Below are 16585 nucleotides of genomic sequence, written 5' to 3'. Positions count from 1 at the left end.
CGCCGGCCCGGGCGCCGGCGGCCCGCTGCCCCGCCTCGACGTCACCATCGCCCGCGCGAACGGCGAGACGCAGACGTTGCGGCTCGGCCCGATCCGCGCCGGCAGTCACACGTACCCGATCGAGCTCACCAACTGCCCGGCCGAGCGCCCGTGCCGGCTGGTCAGCTTCCTGGTGCTCGGCGGCGCGGGCACGGCCGTGTCGCTGCACCGCCTCGACGGGCCGGCCGGTGTCGTCGTCACGCCGGACGTGTTCGGCGACGTGTCCCGCTGGCGCGGCGCGGTGGTGCCCGACGGCGGCGGCGTCGAGGTCGAGGCCGGGCATGGCGTCCTGTCCATCGTCAACGGCTTCCCCGCCGGCGAGCAGCGCCGGGCCGACCGTCGGGTGTTCGTGGCCGACGCGGCGGTGCCGCTGCCCGTGATCCGCGCCGGCAAGGTGCCGTCGGCCGACCCGATCGGCGACAACCGGATCGCGCCGCTCGGCATCGACGAGGTCCCGTACCGCATCGCCCTGAAGGCCGACGTGCTGCCCGGGTTCGGCAACGACGCGATGCTCGTCGACCTCACCGCGGCCGCGCGGACCAGCACCGCCGCGAACGAAGCGGTCAGCTACGAGGTCTGGCTCACCGCCGACGCGCCCGCCGCGATCACCGAGCGGCTGGCCGATGCCGGCCTGACCGTGCTGAACCGGCGCACGGCCGCCGACGTCGCCGACCGGTACGCCCGGCAGGGTCCGGCCGCCGCGCTGCGTTACCTGGTCTTCACCGCGCTCGTCGGCCTCGCCCTCGCCGCCGGGTCACTGTTCGTCGTGGCGGCCGTCGAGCGGCGGCCGCGCGCCGCCGAGCTCGCCGCGCTGCGGGCGCAGGGCGTGCCCCACCGGGTGGTGCGCCTGGCCGGCTACGCCAGCTACGGCGCGCTGGTCGGCGGCGCCGTACTCGCCGGATTGCTGGCGGCGGTGCTCGCGCGGCTCATCGTCAGCGCCGCGTCGCCGATCTTCACCGACGGCTGGGAGGTGCTGCCGCTACGGACCGGGGCCGAACCCGTCCCGCTCCTCGTGGCGGCCGCCGTGGCGGTCGTGGTGCTCGCGGGGGCCACCGCGGTGGCGACCGCCCAGATGATCCGCACCGTGCGGGTCTGGCAGCCGGGAGGCCGCTCGTGATCGCCCTGGTCCTCGCGATGCTGCGGGCCCGCCGCGCGCAGGCGTTGACGGTGCTGCTGCTGTGCGCCTTCACGACCGGGGCGGCGGTCGCCGGGCCGGCCAGCCTGCGCGCCGTCGACGCCGCGATCGTCGAACACGAGGCGGAGCACGCCACCGCGAACGAGCGGATGCTCTCGCTGGGCGCGGTGTCGTCCGAGGGGATCAACGCGTCCAGCGACTTCACCCAGTTCGTGCCCGCGGTGCTCGGTCTGCCCGGCTTCGACCAGGTGTACTCGGTCGAGATCTCCATGTTCGGCTTCGGCCCCGGGGCGGAGATCTCGCGGGTGGTGTTCCGTGAGGACACCTGCGCGCACCTGACGATGGTCCGGGGGCGCTGCTCGCAGGGCAACTACGAGGTCGTCATCGGCGAGCAGACCGCGCGGCGGACCGGGATCGTCCCGGGCACCCGGGTCACCACCGACGAGGTCAAGTACGACCCGTCGTCGGGCGTGGCCTATCCCGCCGGCAACCCGCACGTGCTCAACGTCGTCGGCACCTACGAGCCCACCGACCCCGACGACCTGTACTGGGGCCGCTCCAGCTACTTCGCCCTCGACGGCAAGGGCCAGCGCGCCGAGCCCGTGTTCATGAGCCGGCGGACCATCGGCTACCTCAACCAGTCGACGCAGTGGCAGGGGATGGACGCGATCCTGCGGGCCGACGCGGTCACCCCCGAGAGCCTGGCCGACCTGCGCGAGGCCGTGGACGGGGTGACGGCGGCCCTCGGCGAGTCGCAGATGCTCATCGTGTCGACCGAGATCCCGAAGCTGCTGGAACGCATCCAGGCCAGCATGGACACCGCGCACACGCTCGTGCCGATCGCGTTCGTGCCGCTCGTCGCGCTGTGTCTGTTCGTCATCTATCTCGCCGTCTCCTACGGCACGGCCGGGCGCCGCTACGAGCTCGGGCTGGTCGCCCTGCGCGGCGCGAGCCCGCTGCGCCGGTGGTGGCTGGCCAGCGGCGAGGTCATCCTCATGATCCTGCTCGGCGTCCCGCTCGGGTACGCCCTGGGCCACGCGGCCGTCGCGCTCGTGGCGTGGCTGCGCTTCGACACGGTCGTCGGCCCGTCGCTGGACACCCTGCCGTACGCGGCCGCCGCCCTCGGCGGCGCGCTCGTGGCCGCGTTCTTCGGCCTGCGCCGCGAGCTGAGCAGCTCGGTCGCCGAGCTGCTGCGCCGGGTCGCCGGCCGGGGCCGGGCCTGGCGGTCGGTGATGCTGGAGGTCCTCGTGGTGGCCCTCGCCGTGGCCGCCGCCTTCCAGCTCCGTCAGGGTGGTGGCGGCTTCGAGGGGATCGCCACGCTGCTGCCCGGCCTCGTCATCGCGGCCGTCGCGCTGCTCGCGGCGCGTGCCGTGGTGCCGCTGGCCGGCATGGTCGCCCGCACCGCGATGCGCCGGGGCCGGCTCGGCCTGGGCCTGGCCGCCGTGCAGCTGGCCCGCCGGCCCGGCAGCCACCGGCTGCTCGTACTGCTCACCGTGGCCACGGCCCTGCTCGGCTTCGCCGCCGCCGGCGTCGACGTGGCCGCCCGCGCCCGCCACGACCGGGCCACCATCGCGGTGGGCGCCGACAGCGTCGTGCGCCTGGACAGCGTGAGCCTGCAACAGTTGCTGTCGGCCGTGCGTAAGGTCGACCCGGCGGGCGAGTTCGCGATGGCGGTCGCCCCGGTGCCGACCAACGAGGGCGACCTGCCCGGCCTCGCCGTCGACACCAGCCGGCTCGCGACCGTCGCGCAGTGGCGACCCGACTTCGGCCCGGCCGACGCCGGCCAGGTCGCGAAGCTGCTGCGCCCGGCCACGACCGCGCCGTTCGTGGTGAAGGGCACCGCCCTCACAGTCGACGTGGCCAACACCACCACGTTCTCCGTCGAGGCGAAGCTGAGCCTGACGCCGCTCAACGGGAACGGCGCGTTCGACGTGTCGCTGGGCATGCTGCGCCCCGGCCGGCACACGTACCCGGCCAGGGTGCCCGGCTGCGTGGACGGCTGCCGGATCGCCCGGTTCTACCTCGTCACCACGGACTCGGGCCAGATCGAGATCGTCCTGCACGGTCTGTCCGTGGGGGGCGCCGTCGTCCTCGGCCCCGAGCAGCTCACCGCGCCCGACCGGTGGACGAGCGCCAACGACCAGGGCGGCTCCGTGGTCCGTCCCGACGGCGACGGCCTGCGGGTGTCCGGCTCCGGCTGGACGGGGAACGTCATCACCGCCATCCCCGTGGACGCGCCCACGCCGCTGCCCATGGCGTCGACCGGGGAGCTGCCGTTCCGCAAGGAGATCACCGGCTTCGACGGCCAGCAGCTGGGCGTGGTGCGGGTCGCCAAGCCGGTGTCGCTGCCCCGGCTGGGCACCAACGGCATCCTCGTCGACCTGGAGTACCTGGCCTACGCGGCGGAGACCGACGGGGGCATCAACGGCGCCGAGGTGTGGCTCACCTCGGCCGCGCCGGCCGACGTGATCGAGCGGCTGCGCGGGGCCGGCCTGCCGGTGCGCGCGCGGGTCGGCATCGCGGGCGAGGAGACGGCGCTGGGCTGGGAAGGTTCCGCGCTGGCGCTGTGGTTCTACGTGGTGGCCGCCGCGTTCGGCATCCTGCTCGCGGTGGGTGGCATCGGCCTGGTCGCGGCCGTCGACCGCCGCCGGCGCGCCGACGACCTGCGCTTCCTGCGCTGGCAGGGCCTGCGCCGGCGCGACGTACGCCGGGCGGCGCTGTGGGGCAACCTGACGGTCGTGCTCGCCGGCAGCGTGCTCGGCCTCGGCGCGGCGGCCCTGGCCTGGATCGTCGCCGGCGACCAACTGCCGATCTTCGTGGACAACGTGGTGGCGATCACGCCGCCGCGCTGGCCCGCGCCGGGCGCGGTGCTGGCACCGTGGGCGGCCGCAGCCGTGCTGTTCGCCGTGGCGGCCGCCATCGTCGCCGCCCAGCTACGCCGCGCCGTGGCGCGCAATGGGAGCAAGGGGACCTTGTCATGACGGGATTGGCTGTTACCTGTCGGCGCGTGGTGCACATCTACCGGGCCGACGCCGGTGACGTGGTCGCGCTCGCCGGCGTGGACCTGCACATCGCGCCGGGGGAGATGGTCGCCTTCGTCGGCCCGTCGGGCTCCGGCAAGTCGACGCTGATCGCGCTGCTGGCGGGCCTCATGCGCCCGTCGGCCGGGCGCGTGGGCATCGGCACGTACGACATGGGCAAGCTCTCCGACGCGGAGATCTCGCGGCTGCGCGGCACCGAGGTCGGCGTGGTCCTGCAGGGCGCGGCGCGCAACCTGCTGCCGTACGCGAGCCTGCACCGCAACATCTGGCTGGCGCAGACCCGCGCGGCCGGCACGCGGGGCGTGAAGCTCGACGACCCCGAGCGCATCCTCGACCTGGTCGGCCTGGGCGGGCAGGGGAAGGCGAAGGTCGGTCAGCTCGCGCCGGGCGCCCGGCAGCGGGCGGCCCTCGCGGTGGGCATCGCGGCCGGGCCGGGGCTGCTGCTGGTCGACGAGCCGACGAGCCAGCTCGACGCCGAGGGCCGCGACGAGGTGGTGCACGCCCTGGAGACGGTGAACGCCGAGCGCGGCACGACGATCGTCGTGGTGACCCACGACGGGGAGGTCGGCAACCGGCTCGGCCGGGCCGTGACGATCCGCGACGGCCGGGTCGGCGCGGAGGGCCGCGACGGGCAGGACTTCGCCGTGGTGGCGGGCGACGGCACGATCCAGCTGCCGCCGGAGGTGCTGGGCGAGTTCCCGCCCGGGACGCTGTTCACGGTGGACCGCTCCAACGGCGGGGTGACCCTGCTCGCCAACGGCGAACCGGTCGGCGAACAGGGGCTGGATGTGGCCGCGCGACAGGCCGACGCCCCCGTGTAGGCGTCGCGGTCGGCGTACGCGGGCCGTGCCAGACTAGACAACCATGAGCATGAGCGATCCGAGGAACCAGTCGATCTTCACGCGGGGCGCGGTCGACCTGAGCGCGTTGCGCGACCGCGCCGCCGCCGCGAACCGGACGTCCGCCCAGCCCGCGCCGCCGACCAACGGCTCCGATGACGCCGGCGTGCCGGCCCCGAAGCTCCCCGGCGCCACCGTGACCATCATCGACGTGACCGAGGCCACGTTCCAGACCGAGGTCCTGGAGCGGTCGCTCAACCAGCTCGTCGTCATCGACTTCTGGGCGGAGTGGTGCGGGCCGTGCAAGCAGCTCTCGCCGGTGCTGGAGAAGCTCGCGGCCGAGGGCGACGGCGCCTGGGTGCTCGCCAAGGTCGACGTGGACGCCAACCCCCGCCTGTCCCAGATGTTCCGGGTCCAGGGCATCCCCATGGTGTACGCGGTCCTCGGCGGCCAGCCGGTGGACGCCTTCACCGGCGTGGTCCCCGAGGCGCAGCTGCGGCAGTGGCTGGACAACCTGCTCAAGGCGTCCGGTGTCGAGGTGGCCGAGCCGGAGGACCCGATGCTGTCGGCGGCCGACGACGCGCTCATGTCCGGCGAGCTGGACGCGGCCGAGGCGGCGTACAAGAAGATCTTGAATGAACGTCCCGCGGACGGCAACGCGGAGGCGGGCCTGGCCCAGGTCGGGCTCTTCCGCCGGGTGCAGGCGGTGGCCGACCCGGCCGCGGCTCTTGCGATCGCCGACGCGACGCCCGACGATGTGGACGCCCAGCTGCACGCGGCCGACCTTGAGGTGGTCAGCGGAAACGCCGACCTGGCCTACGATCGCCTCATCGCGCTGGTGCGACGCAGCTCCGGCGAGGACCGCGACCGCATCCGGCAGCACCTCGTGGGGCTGTTCGCGGTAGCCGGCCCGGACGACCCCGCCGTGGCCAACGCCAGGCGCGCGCTGGCCAGCGCGTTGTTCTAGAGAGGGAGGCGCGACCACCCCCCATGCGCCGCATCGCCGTCCTCGACGCACCCTCCAACCTCGGGCTGCGCCCGCCCACGCCGACCTCGACGCCCGGCTGCTCGAAGGCTCCGGGCGCGCTGCGCGACCAGGGCCTGATCGCCCGGCTCGCGGCCCGCGACGCCGGCTGCCACACCCCGCCACGGTACGAGCCGGGGGACTGGCGGCCGGGCGACGGGGTGAGCCAGGCGGCCGAGATCGCCGGGTACACGGTGAAGCTGGCCGACCGGATCGGGGTGATGGTCGACGCGGGCGAGTTCCCGCTCGTGCTCGGGGGCGACTGTTCGGTGGTGCTCGGCGCCGCGCTGGCGATGAACCGGCTCGGCGAGGCGATCGGCGGGCGGATCGGTCTGATCTATGTGGACGGTCACGCCGACTTCCGCCACCCGGGCAACGCGGCGGTCGTCGGCGCGGCCGCCGGCGAGGCGCTCGCCCTCGCCACCGGCCGGGGGCAGGCGAACCTGGCCGGGCTGGAGGGCCGGCGGCCGTACGTGCGCGACAGCGACATCGTCGTGCTCGGCATCCGGGCCAGCGAGGAGTACCGGATGGATCTGCAGGCCGGCGGCTTCTCGTTCCGGGCCTCCCCGGAGCTGCGGGCCGAGGGGGCGGCCCGCACGGCCGCCTGGGCGCGGACCCAGGTCAAGGACTGCGCGGGCTTCTGGGTGCACGTCGACGTGGACGTCCTCGACCCGGCGGTCATGCCCGCCGTCGACACCGCCGACCCGGGCGGCATCTCCCACAGCGAGCTGGAGCTGCTCATCCGTGGCCTGGTCGGGTCGGCGGAGTGCCTGGGCATGGACGTGACCGTCTTCGACCCGGACTTCGACCCCGAGGGCGAGTACGCCCGCGAGGTCGTCCAGACCCTCGTCTCCGGCCTCGCCCCGGTAACGGGCGGGTCCCCGACCCCCGTGATCCCCGCGCAGCCCACCCGCGCCGCGGTCGTCAGGACAGAGTCGTCGTAAAGACCTCTTCGCGGGTGGTCGCCACGCCCGTGAGCAGGGCACCCCGCAGCACCGGGTCCTGTGGGACCTCGGTCGTGACGACCGTTGGCGCCACCGGCGCGAGCCGCGCGACCTGATCCTGGACGCGGGTGGCGAGCGCGCCGCCCCCGGCGCTCCCGATGTCCCCGGCAAGCACCACGAGCGCCGGGTCGAGCACGACGCAGACGGCGACCACGCCGAGTGCCACGCGCCGGGCCAGCTCGTCGAGGACCGGCTCGCCACGCTCACCCGCCGCGACGGCGGCGGCGAGCGCGACGGAGCCCGTGGGCGCGGCGAAGCCGGCCCCGCCGGCCAGGTCGCGGACGGCCTCGGCGCTCACGGTGCGCTGGAAGGAGCCGGTCAGGCCACGGTGGCTGCGCTCGCGGGCGTCGTCGGGCAGCGGGGCGCCGGGGACCGGCAGGTAGCCGATCTCGCCCGCGCCGCCGGAGTGGCCGCGGTGCAGCTTGCCGCCGAGCACGACCGCCAGACCCACACCCCGGCTGAGCCAGATGAGGACGAAGTCGTCCACGCCCCGGGCGGCGCCGACGCGCGCCTCGGCGATGGCGGCGAGGTTCACGTCGTTCTCGAACGCGACGGGCCGGTCAAGGTCGGAGCGCAGGGCCCCGAGCAGGCCGTGGTGCCACTTGGGCAGGTCGACCGCGAAGGCGATGTCCCCGGTGGCCGGGTCGACGAGGCCGGGGGTGCCGAGCACGACCCGGCGGACCCGGTCCCACGGCGCCGACGCCTGGGAGGCGGCCTCGATGACGGCGGAGTGCACCAGGCCGACGGGGTCGTCGGCGCCCCGGGTGGTGACCTCGACGCGGGACGTCACGGCGCCGGTGATGTCGGCGGAGGCGGCCACGACCTGGCTCGGTCCGACCTCGACGCCGATCACGTACGCGCTGGAGGGCACGACGGCGTAGAGCTGGGCGTTGGGGCCCCGGCCGCCGGCCAGCTCGCCGACACGGGTGACGAGGTGCCGTTCCTCCAGTCGTTCGACCAGCTGGGACGCGGTGACCTTGGAGAGCCCGGTGAGCTCGCCGAGCTGCGCGCGGGTCAGGGGCCCCTTGTCGAGCAGCAGTTCGAGCGCGGCGCGGTCGTTGATCGCGCGCAGCAGGCTGGGCGTTCCGGGCAGACGGGCAGGACTCATTCAGCGACCCTACGCTTGTGGTTAGGAAACTTTCCTATTAGATTCTGGACCGTACGGATGCTGTCAGCGTACGGTCAAGCCCTTAGTCGGGCGATCGGCCCAACGCTGCCAGTCTCGCGCGACTTGGCAAGGGAGTTGGCTGGTGCGGACGGACGGTAGCCCGGCGCATCGCATCCTATCGATGACGGTGTGTGGTCCCCGATGACCGGGTCCCCCTTGCGGCGCCTCGCGTTGGGCACCCTGCTGCCGGCCTTCCACGGCCATCGGCCGCCCGACTGGGCGGTGCGCCTCGTGGAGGAGGGCCTGGGCGGCTACACGCTGTTCGGCTACAACATCCGCGACGCGGCCCAGGTCTCGTCCCTGACGGCGCAGCTGCGCGCGGCCCGGCCGGACGTCGTGATCGCCACCGACGAGGAGGGCGGCGACGTCACCCGCCTGCACTACGCCGAGGGCAGCCCGTACCCGGGCAACGCCGCGCTCGGCGTGGTCGACGACGTGACGCTCACCGAGTCCGTGTACCGCGCGATCGGCGCCCGGCTGGCCTCCGTCGGCATCACCCTCGACATGGCCCCGGCCGTCGACGTGAACAGCGCCGACGACAACCCCGCCATCGGCACCCGCAGTTTCGGCGACCGTCCCGCCCGGGTCGCCGCGCCCGCCGCCGCGGCCGTGGCCGGCCTGCAGGCCGCCGGCGTCGCCGCGTGCGCCAAGCACTTCCCGGGCCACGGCGCCACGGTCACCGACTCGCACCTCGACCTCCCGCTGGTCGAGGCCCCGCTGTCGGTGTTGCGTCAGCGCGAACTCCCGCCGTTCGCCGCCGCCATCGCGGCCGGCGCGCGCTCGGTCATGACCGCCCACATCCGTGTCCCGGAGCTCACCGGGTCGTCGCCGGCGACGTTCAGCCGGCGCACCCTGCGCGACCTGCTCCGCGACGAGCTCGGCTTCACCGGCGCGATCGTCTCCGACGCGTTGGAGATGCGCGGCGCCAGCGCGGCGATCGGCATCCCCGAGGCGGCCGTACGGGCCCTGGCCGCCGGCAACGACCTGCTCTGCTTCGGCGGCGAACTGGCCAAGTCCCCGGACGCCGAAGCGGTCGTGGAGAAGACCGTCGCCGCCATCATCGCGGCGGTCGAGGAGGGCCGCCTCTCGGAGGCCGACCTGGCCGCGAGCGTGGCGCGCAACGCCCTCCTCGGCACCCTGCCCGCCGTCACCGACGCTGTGGCAGCTGACTCCCTGGGGCTGGCCGCCGCTCGACGCGCGGTCCGGGTCTCCGGCGACCTGCCGGCGGGTCTGGCGGACGCCGTCGTCGTCCAGCTGATGCCCCCCGCCACGGCGGCGGTCGGCGAGGTTCCCTGGGGCCTGGCACCGGTCCTGCCCGGTGTGCGGCCGGTGGTGGACACCGCCTCGGCGGCGGACCTCATCGCCCTGGCCGGCACCCGCCCGCTCGTCGTCGCCAGCCGCGACACCCACCGCCACCCCTGGGCCCGCACCCTCGTCGAGGCGCTCGCGGCCGGGCACCCCGGCGTGATCCTGGTGGAGATGGGCTGGCCGGCCGCCTGGCGCCCCGCGAACGCCACCTACGTCGCCACCTACGGCGCCGCCCCGGTCAACGCCCGCGCCGCCGCCGAGTCCCTGGGCCTCCCGCCCTCCCAGTAGATCTTCAGGGTTTCGGTCGCCCCAACGCCCGAAACCCTGAAGATCCACCGAAGCGCACCGACCGTCCCCGCTCGCACCACCGCCAGCGGAGATGAGTCGCCACATGTTCACATGTGGCGGATGAGTCCGGGCTCCCACGCCACCCGTGGGTGTTATTCAACTAAACGGTTGATGAAACGCCGGGTGAGGTGTAGCCTCGTACTCAACTGAAAGGTTGAATACGGAGGTCGGCACGTGGATGGGGATCGGCTTTCGCGGGTGTTTGCGGCGCTGGCCGACCCGACGCGGCGGGATATCGTCGCGCGGCTGTCGGCCGGGGACGCGACCGTCGGTGAGCTGGCCGAGCCCTACCAGGTGTCGCTGCAGGCCGTCTCCAAGCACATCCGGGTGCTGGAGGACGCCGGCCTGGTGACCCGGGGGCGGGACGCCCAGCGGCGGCCGTGCCACCTGGAGGCCGAGGTGTTCGACCTGATGACCGGTTGGATCGAGCGGTACCGGCGGCAGGCCGAGGAGCGGTTCAGCCGCCTGGACGCCGTCCTCAAGGACCTGGACAACGAAGAAGGAGCAGCCTGATGAGCACCAACGAGACCCGCATCGAAGTCGACCCCGACCTGCCCACCCTGCGCGTCATCCGGGACTTCGACGCGGCGCCGGAGAAGGTCTTCCGCGCGTGGACCGACCCGGACCTCGTGTCGCGGTGGCTGGGGCCCCGCGAGACGGAGATGCGCATCGACAGCTGGGACGCCACGACCGGCGGCAGCTACCGGTACGCCGCGTGGAGGGGCGACGAGGAGATCGCGCGCTTCTACGGGTCGTTCCACGAGGTGCGGCCGGGTCAGCGGCTCGTGCAGACCTTCACCTGGGAGGGCGCGCCCGACGGGGTCTCCCTGGACACCACGGTCTTCGAGGACCTAGGCGACGGACGGACCCGCGTGACGACCACGTCGGTCGTGGAGACGATCGAGATCCGCGACATGATCGTGGCGAGTGGCATGGACAAGGGCGTGATCGAGGGCTACGAGAAGCTCGATGAGCTGCTAAGCGGCGACTAGGATCACGACGCCGAGAAGCACGAACACCCCGGGCACCAGGCAGTGCCCGAAGCGCCGGACGCCCGAGACCACGCGCGGGTGCGAGCCGAGCCACGCGCCGGCGAGGCACCACACGGCCACACCGACCGCGAACACCGCGATCGTGAGCACGGCGTCGGGCACGCCGATGGTCCGCAGCAACGGCGTGTAGACGGCGATGTTGTCTGCCCCGTTGGCGATGGTGATCCCGGCGACCGCGGCCCACCCCGTCGCCACCGGCGCCGGATCGTCCGCGGACCCGCGCGACCGGACGGCCGTCACCAGGCCCTTCACGCCGAGCGCCAAGGGGATCAGGCCGAGCAGCCGGATCCACTCGTCGGGGACGACCGCCAGACCCAGCGCGGCGGCGACCGACACCGCCACGAGCACCCCGATGCCGGCGTACTGGCCGGCCCAGACCTGCCACGGTCGGGGCCGGCCAACGGCGCGCGCGGACAGGAAGAGCACGGTCAGCACGACGAGGTCGTCGACGTTCGTGCCGGCGAACACGCCGGCGGCGGTCAAGATGGTGCCCCCCACGACGGAGCACGGTAGAGGGCGTCAGGCGATCGTGCGGACCAGGGTGCGGATCTGGCGCAGCAGGACCGAGAGGGCGGCGAGGTCGGCGCGGGAGTCGTCGAACTCGCCCATGGCGTTGCGGGTACGCATGATGGACGTCGCGTTCGCCGCTTCCCAGGCGGTGACCCGTTCCTCGGCGGGGGCCGACGCGTCGGTGTCGGCCAGCACCTCGCGGGTGAGGCCGGCCAGCGCCGCGTAGAGGTCGTAGCGCAGCGCCATCCGCGCCAGCGTCTGCCACCGGTCCTCGCGCGGCAGCGCCGAGATCTTCGACAGCAGGTCGTCGATGCCGAACCGCTCGGACAGCACGAAGTACACGCCCGCGACCTCGACCGGGTCGCGGCCCGTGGCGTGCGCGGTCTCCACGATGTCGAGCAGCCCGAAGCTGTACATGATCCGGGAGGCGTGCAGCGCGAGGTCGGCCGGCAGGCCGCGCTCGACGACCTCCTCGACGTGGGTCAGCAGCGTCTGCCGTTCGCGGCCCCGGAACAGGTGCTCCAGTTGGGGCAGCAGCGCGGTCACGCCGGGGCGCAGCCGCTCGATCTCGGCGGTCACGTCGAGCGGCGAGCGCCGGCCCGACACCAGCCAGCGCACGGCCCGGTCGAGCAGCCGCCGCGTCTCCAGGTAGACGCTGGTCTGCGCCTCGGTGGGCACCTGGTTGTCCAGCGCGGCGACCCCGTCGAACAGCTCGCCGAGCCCGTACACCTCGCGGGCCACGACGTAGGCGCGCAGCACGTCGGCCGGCAGCGCGCCGGTCTCCTCCGCGACGCGGAACGCGAACGTGATGCCGCTGCGGTTGACCATCTCGTTGACCAGGGTCGTCGTGACGATCTCCCGGCGCAGCCGGTGGTCGGCCATCCGGTCGCCGAAGCGTTCCCGCAACGGCTTCGGGAAATACGCGGCGAGTACGGGGTCGGTCCACTCCTCGTCGGGCAGCGGCGTCTCGTCGATCTCGTCCTCGAGCGCCATCTTCGTGTATGCCATGAGGGTCGCGAGCTCCGGCGAGGTAAGCCCGCCGCCGGTAGCGCCCCGGGCGTCGAGCTCCTCGTCGGTCGGCAGCGCCTCCAGCGCCCGGTCGAGCCGGGTCGAGCGTTCCAGCTCGGCGATGAGTCGCCGGTGCACCGGCAGCAGCGGGTGGGCCTGCACCCGGGCGCTGCCCAGGGCGTTCGCCTGGCCGTAGTTGTCGGCCAGCACCAGGTCGGCGACCTCGTCCGTCATCTCGGCGAGCAGCGCGTCCCGGTCGGCCAGCGACAGCGAGCCGTCGGCCACCGCGCCGCCGAGCAGGATCTTGATGTTCACCTCGTGGTCGGAGCAGTCCACGCCGGCCGAGTTGTCGATGAAGTCGGTGCACACCCGGCCGCCGGCCAGGGCGTACTCGATGCGGCCGCGCTGGGTCAGCCCCAGGTTGCCGCCCTCGCCGATCACCCGCGCGCGCAGTTGGCGGCCGTTGACCCGGACGGCGTCGTTGGCCTTGTCGCCGACGTCGACGTGCGACTCGGTGGCTGCCTTCACGTACGTACCGATGCCGCCGTTCCACAGCAGGTCGACCGGGGCGCGCAGGACGGCCTTGATGAGGTCGACGGGCGCGAGCGCGGTGACCGTCTCGTCGTCGATGCCCAGCGCGGCGCGCATCTCGGCGCTGACCGGGATCGACTTCGCCGTGCGCGGCCACACGCCGCCGCCGGCCGAGATGAGCGAGCGGTCGTAGTCGTCCCACGACGAGCGCGGCAGCTCGAACAGCCGGCGACGCTCCGCGTACGACGACGCCGCGTCCGGGGACGGGTCGACGAACACGTGCCGGTGGTCGAACGCGGCCACCAGCCGGATGTGCTCGGACAGCAGCATCCCGTTGCCGAACACGTCGCCGGACATGTCACCGACGCCGACGACCGTGAAGTCCTGCGTCTGCGTGTCCAGGTCCAGCTCGCGGAAGTGGCGCTTCACCGACTCCCACGCGCCCTTGGCGGTGATGCCCATCTTCTTGTGGTCGTACCCGGCCGAACCGCCGGAGGCGAACGCGTCGCCCAGCCAGAACCCGTACTCCATGGAGATCTTGTTGGCGATGTCGGAGAAACTGGCCGTGCCCTTGTCGGCCGCGACCACCAGGTACGGGTCGTCGCCGTCGTGGCGGAGCACGTCCGCCGGTGGAATGACCCGGCCGCCGACGAGGTTGTCGGTGACGTCGAGCATGGCGGAGATGAACTCCTGGTAGCAGGCGATGCCCTCGGCCTGGAGCGCGTCGCGCGCCACCGGCGCCTGCTTGAGCACGAAGCCGCCCTTCGCGCCCACCGGCACGATCACCGCGTTCTTCACCGACTGCGCCTTGACCAGGCCCAGGATCTCGGTGCGGAAGTCCTCGCGCCGGTCGGACCAGCGCAGCCCGCCGCGCGCCACCGGGCCGAAGCGCAGGTGCACGCCCTCGAACCGCGGCGAGTACACGAAGATCTCGAATTTGGGTCGCGGCGCGGGGAGGTCGGGCAGCGCCTGCGGGTCGAGCTTGAACGCGATGTAGGACTTGGGTCGGCCATCGTGACCCCGCTGGAAGAACGACGTGCGCAGGGTCGCCTGGATGAGCGTGAGGTAGCTGCGCAGGATGCGGTCCTGGTCCAGCGACGCGACCGCGTCGAGCTGCTCGCGGATCGACTCGATGAGCTGCTTCGTCCGCAGCGCCCGTTCCTCGGTCGACAGGCCCGTGCCCGGGTCGAAGCGCGTCGTGAACAGGTTCACCAGCAGCTCGGCGATCACCGGGTACGCCGTGAAGGTCTGCTCCATGTACTCCTGGGAGAACACCGTCCCGGCCTGGCGCAGGTACTTCGCGTAGGCCCGCAGGACGACCACCTGCCGCCACGTCAGGCCCGCCCGCATCACGAGCTCGTTGAAGTGGTCCACCTCGGCCTCGCCGCGCCAGGTGGCCGAGAACGCGTTCTCCACGTCGGCGCGCACGTCGGGCAGCGCGAGGGCGCCCTCGGGCAGCATCAGACCGAAGTCGTAGATGTGGATGGTGCCGTCGGAGCGGCGCACCTCGTACGGGCGCTCGTCCACCACCCGCACGCCCAGCGAGTGCAGCACGGGCAGGACGGCCGACAGCAGCATCGGCTCGCCGTACCGGAAGACCTTGAACCGCACGTCGTGGTCGTTGTGGCGGCGGCGGAACAGGTGCAGCACGAGCTGGCCGGGCTCGTCCATCAGCTCCAGCTTGGCGAGGTCCTGCACGGCCTCGTGGGCGCTGTGCTCGTCCTTGTAGGTCTCCGGCAGCGCGTCGCGGTAGCGGGTCGCCAGCGACTTCGCCTGCTCCTCGCCGAGCTTGAGCTCCAGCAGCAGCCGGAAGTCCTCGTCCCAGAGCTGGGTGGCCTCGGCGATGCGGGCGGACAGCCCGTCCGCGTCGATGACGCCGGGCGGGTTGGCCGGGTCGGTGCGCACGATGAAGTGCAGCCGGGCGAGCGTGGCGTCGGTGACCCGGGTGGTGAAGTCCAACCCGATGCCGTTCAGTTCGCGCAGCAGGATGTCCTGGATGCGTAGCCGGTTGGCCGTGGTGAACCGGTCGCGGGGCAGGTAGACCAGGCAGGAGATGAACCGGCCGTACGAGTCCTTGCGGGCGAACATGCGCACCTGGCGCCGGCCGGCCAGGCGCAGCACGCCCAGCACCGTGCGGTACAGGTCGTCCGTGCCGATCTGGAAGAGCTCCTCGCGCGGGTAGTCCTCCAGGATCGCCATGAGGTCGCGGCCGGTGTGGCTGCGGGCGTTGAGCCCGGTCCGGGCCAGCACCTCGGCGACCTTCCGCTTGATCACCGGCAGGTCGCGCACCGAGGTCAGATAGGCGGACGAGGTGAACAGGCCGAGGAAGCGCACCTCGCCGATGACGTTGCCGTCCGCGTCGAACGTCTTCACGCCGACGTAGTCCAGGTAGGCCGTGCGGTGCACGGTCGCGCGGGAGTTGGCCTTGGTGATGATGAGCAGCCGCTTCTCCAGCACCTTCGCGTACGCCTCGGGGGTCATCGAGGACAGCACCCGCACGGAGTCGGCCTGACCGCGCAGGATGCCCAGCCCGGTGCCGCGCACCGCGCGCAGCTCGGGCTCGCCCTGCTCGCTGGTCGCGAGCCGGTACTCCCGGTAGCCGAGGAAGGTGAAGTGGTCGTCGACGAGCCAGCGCAGCAGCTCGACCGAGTCGGTGACGTCCTTGTCGGGCACCGGCAGCGCGGTCGCGTTGGCGGCGATCTCGTCGGCCAGGCCGAGCGCCCGCTCGCGCATCGCGGGCCAGTCACCCACCGCTTCCCGAACATCGGTGAGTACGCCCGTGAGCGCTTCGCGCAGCTCGGCGCGGGCGGCCTCGCCGAGCCGGTCCGTCTCCACCCGGATCCAGCTCTCGACCAGGTCGCCGGGCTCGGCGTCGTCGGGCTCCACGTGCGCGCGCACGCCGGTGAGCGCGCCGTCGGCGTCGCGGCGTACGACGAGCTGCGGGTGCACGATGAGGTCGAGGTCGTGGTCGCGTTGGGCCAGGGCGCCGGTGACCGAGTCGACGAGGAACGGCATGTCGTCGGTGACGATCTCGATGACGGTCTGCCTGCCGTCCGGTTCGGCCCCGACGGCGATGCGTGTCTGGCCCTCCTGACGGTGGGCGGCGAGGGCGACGTGTTCGCGGGTCGCGGCGAGCATGCTCACCGCGGTGTGCCCGGCCAGGTCCTCGTCGGGGACGTGGCGCCAGTACCGGTTGATGAGGTCGGCCAGCGCGGGCCCGCGGATGACGCCGGGCTCGGTCGAGCGTGGGCCGGGCGTGACGGCGAGGGCCATCGCGTCGGCGACGAGCCGTTCGAGGTTGGGCACCCGTGGGTTCAGTTCGGCTTCCTCCCCGGATCCGTCGTCGACGAGATCATCGTCGACGAGGTCGTCGGGATGGCTGGTGGCGCGGTCCGCATCCAGGGTCACGCGTCGCCGGTCCATGGGCGCACTCCTTTTCGGGCTCACGACGTTGTGTGCCCCTCCGTACCCAGCCTAGGTCCTCATCCGCGGGGCGCTGTCGGCAGTCGAACAGACGCGCCCGCGCTCATGCGTTCCGCCACATTGCTGCGTTAATTGACAGCTTATGGGGCTTTTAG

At 73.2% G+C, this 16585-nt stretch carries 10 protein-coding genes and 1 pseudogene; 8 read left to right on the top strand and 3 right to left on the bottom strand.

Annotated elements, in window-relative coordinates; all coding sequences use genetic code 11:
• From ABD211_RS05075 to ABD211_RS05055, 5 genes and pseudogenes are all read left to right on the top strand, one after another.
• Positions 1-1156, top strand: a pseudogene (locus ABD211_RS05075) (hypothetical protein); the annotation flags it as partial.
• On the top strand, positions 1153-4155 hold the full coding sequence (locus tag ABD211_RS05070; RefSeq protein ID WP_344126713.1) for an FtsX-like permease family protein: 3003 nt from the start codon (positions 1153-1155) through the stop codon (positions 4153-4155). The pseudogene ABD211_RS05075 and the gene ABD211_RS05070, both read left to right, overlap by 4 nt.
• Positions 4152-5036 carry an ABC transporter ATP-binding protein gene (locus ABD211_RS05065; RefSeq protein ID WP_344126712.1) on the top strand — a complete coding sequence of 295 codons (885 nt, stop codon included), beginning with the start codon at positions 4152-4154 and terminating at the stop codon, positions 5034-5036. The genes ABD211_RS05070 and ABD211_RS05065 overlap by 4 nt, the downstream gene beginning before the upstream one ends.
• A 49-nt stretch (positions 5037-5085) precedes the next feature.
• Positions 5086-6021, top strand: coding sequence for a tetratricopeptide repeat protein (locus ABD211_RS05060; protein ID WP_344126710.1), 936 nt, complete (start codon positions 5086-5088; stop codon positions 6019-6021).
• A gap of 23 nt (positions 6022-6044) precedes the next feature.
• Positions 6045-7022, top strand: a complete 978-nt coding sequence (locus ABD211_RS05055; protein WP_425560347.1) for an arginase family protein — start codon at positions 6045-6047, stop codon at positions 7020-7022.
• Here ABD211_RS05055 and ABD211_RS05050 read toward each other — a convergent pair.
• Positions 7003-8190 carry an ROK family transcriptional regulator gene (locus tag ABD211_RS05050; RefSeq protein WP_344126708.1) on the bottom strand — a complete coding sequence of 396 codons (1188 nt, stop codon included), beginning with the start codon at positions 8188-8190 and terminating at the stop codon, positions 7003-7005. The genes ABD211_RS05055 and ABD211_RS05050 overlap by 20 nt on opposite strands.
• 201 nt (positions 8191-8391) lie before the next feature.
• Here ABD211_RS05050 and ABD211_RS05045 point away from each other — a divergent pair, with 201 nt between their 5' ends.
• The 3 genes from ABD211_RS05045 to ABD211_RS05035 all read left to right on the top strand — a co-directional run bounded on the left by ABD211_RS05045 (position 8392) and on the right by ABD211_RS05035 (position 10898).
• Entirely contained in the window at positions 8392-9846 is a 1455-nt protein-coding gene (locus ABD211_RS05045) for a glycoside hydrolase family 3 N-terminal domain-containing protein (RefSeq protein ID WP_344126706.1), read from the top strand.
• Between the two features lie 234 nt (positions 9847-10080).
• Complete coding sequence (locus ABD211_RS05040) at positions 10081-10419, top strand: ArsR/SmtB family transcription factor (RefSeq protein WP_425560346.1); 339 nt, start codon at positions 10081-10083, stop codon at positions 10417-10419.
• Positions 10419-10898, top strand: a complete 480-nt coding sequence (locus ABD211_RS05035) for an SRPBCC family protein (protein WP_344126702.1) — start codon at positions 10419-10421, stop codon at positions 10896-10898. The genes ABD211_RS05040 and ABD211_RS05035 overlap by 1 nt, the downstream gene beginning before the upstream one ends.
• Here the strand turns inward: ABD211_RS05035 and ABD211_RS05030 are convergent.
• Positions 10884-11456: a cadmium resistance transporter gene (locus tag ABD211_RS05030; RefSeq protein WP_344126700.1), complete on the bottom strand. Its 573-nt coding sequence runs from the start codon at positions 11454-11456 to the stop codon at positions 10884-10886. The two genes, ABD211_RS05035 and ABD211_RS05030, sit on opposite strands and share 15 nt — an antisense overlap.
• A gap of 21 nt (positions 11457-11477) precedes the next feature.
• Positions 11478-16430 carry an NAD-glutamate dehydrogenase gene (locus tag ABD211_RS05025; RefSeq protein WP_344126698.1) on the bottom strand — a complete coding sequence of 1651 codons (4953 nt, stop codon included), beginning with the start codon at positions 16428-16430 and terminating at the stop codon, positions 11478-11480.
• Between the last annotated feature and the right edge of the window lie 155 nt (positions 16431-16585).

Source organism: Luedemannella flava (assembly GCF_039528515.1).
GTDB lineage: Bacteria > Actinomycetota > Actinomycetes > Mycobacteriales > Micromonosporaceae > Luedemannella > Luedemannella flava.
This window is presented reverse-complemented; position numbering and strand designations above follow the sequence as displayed.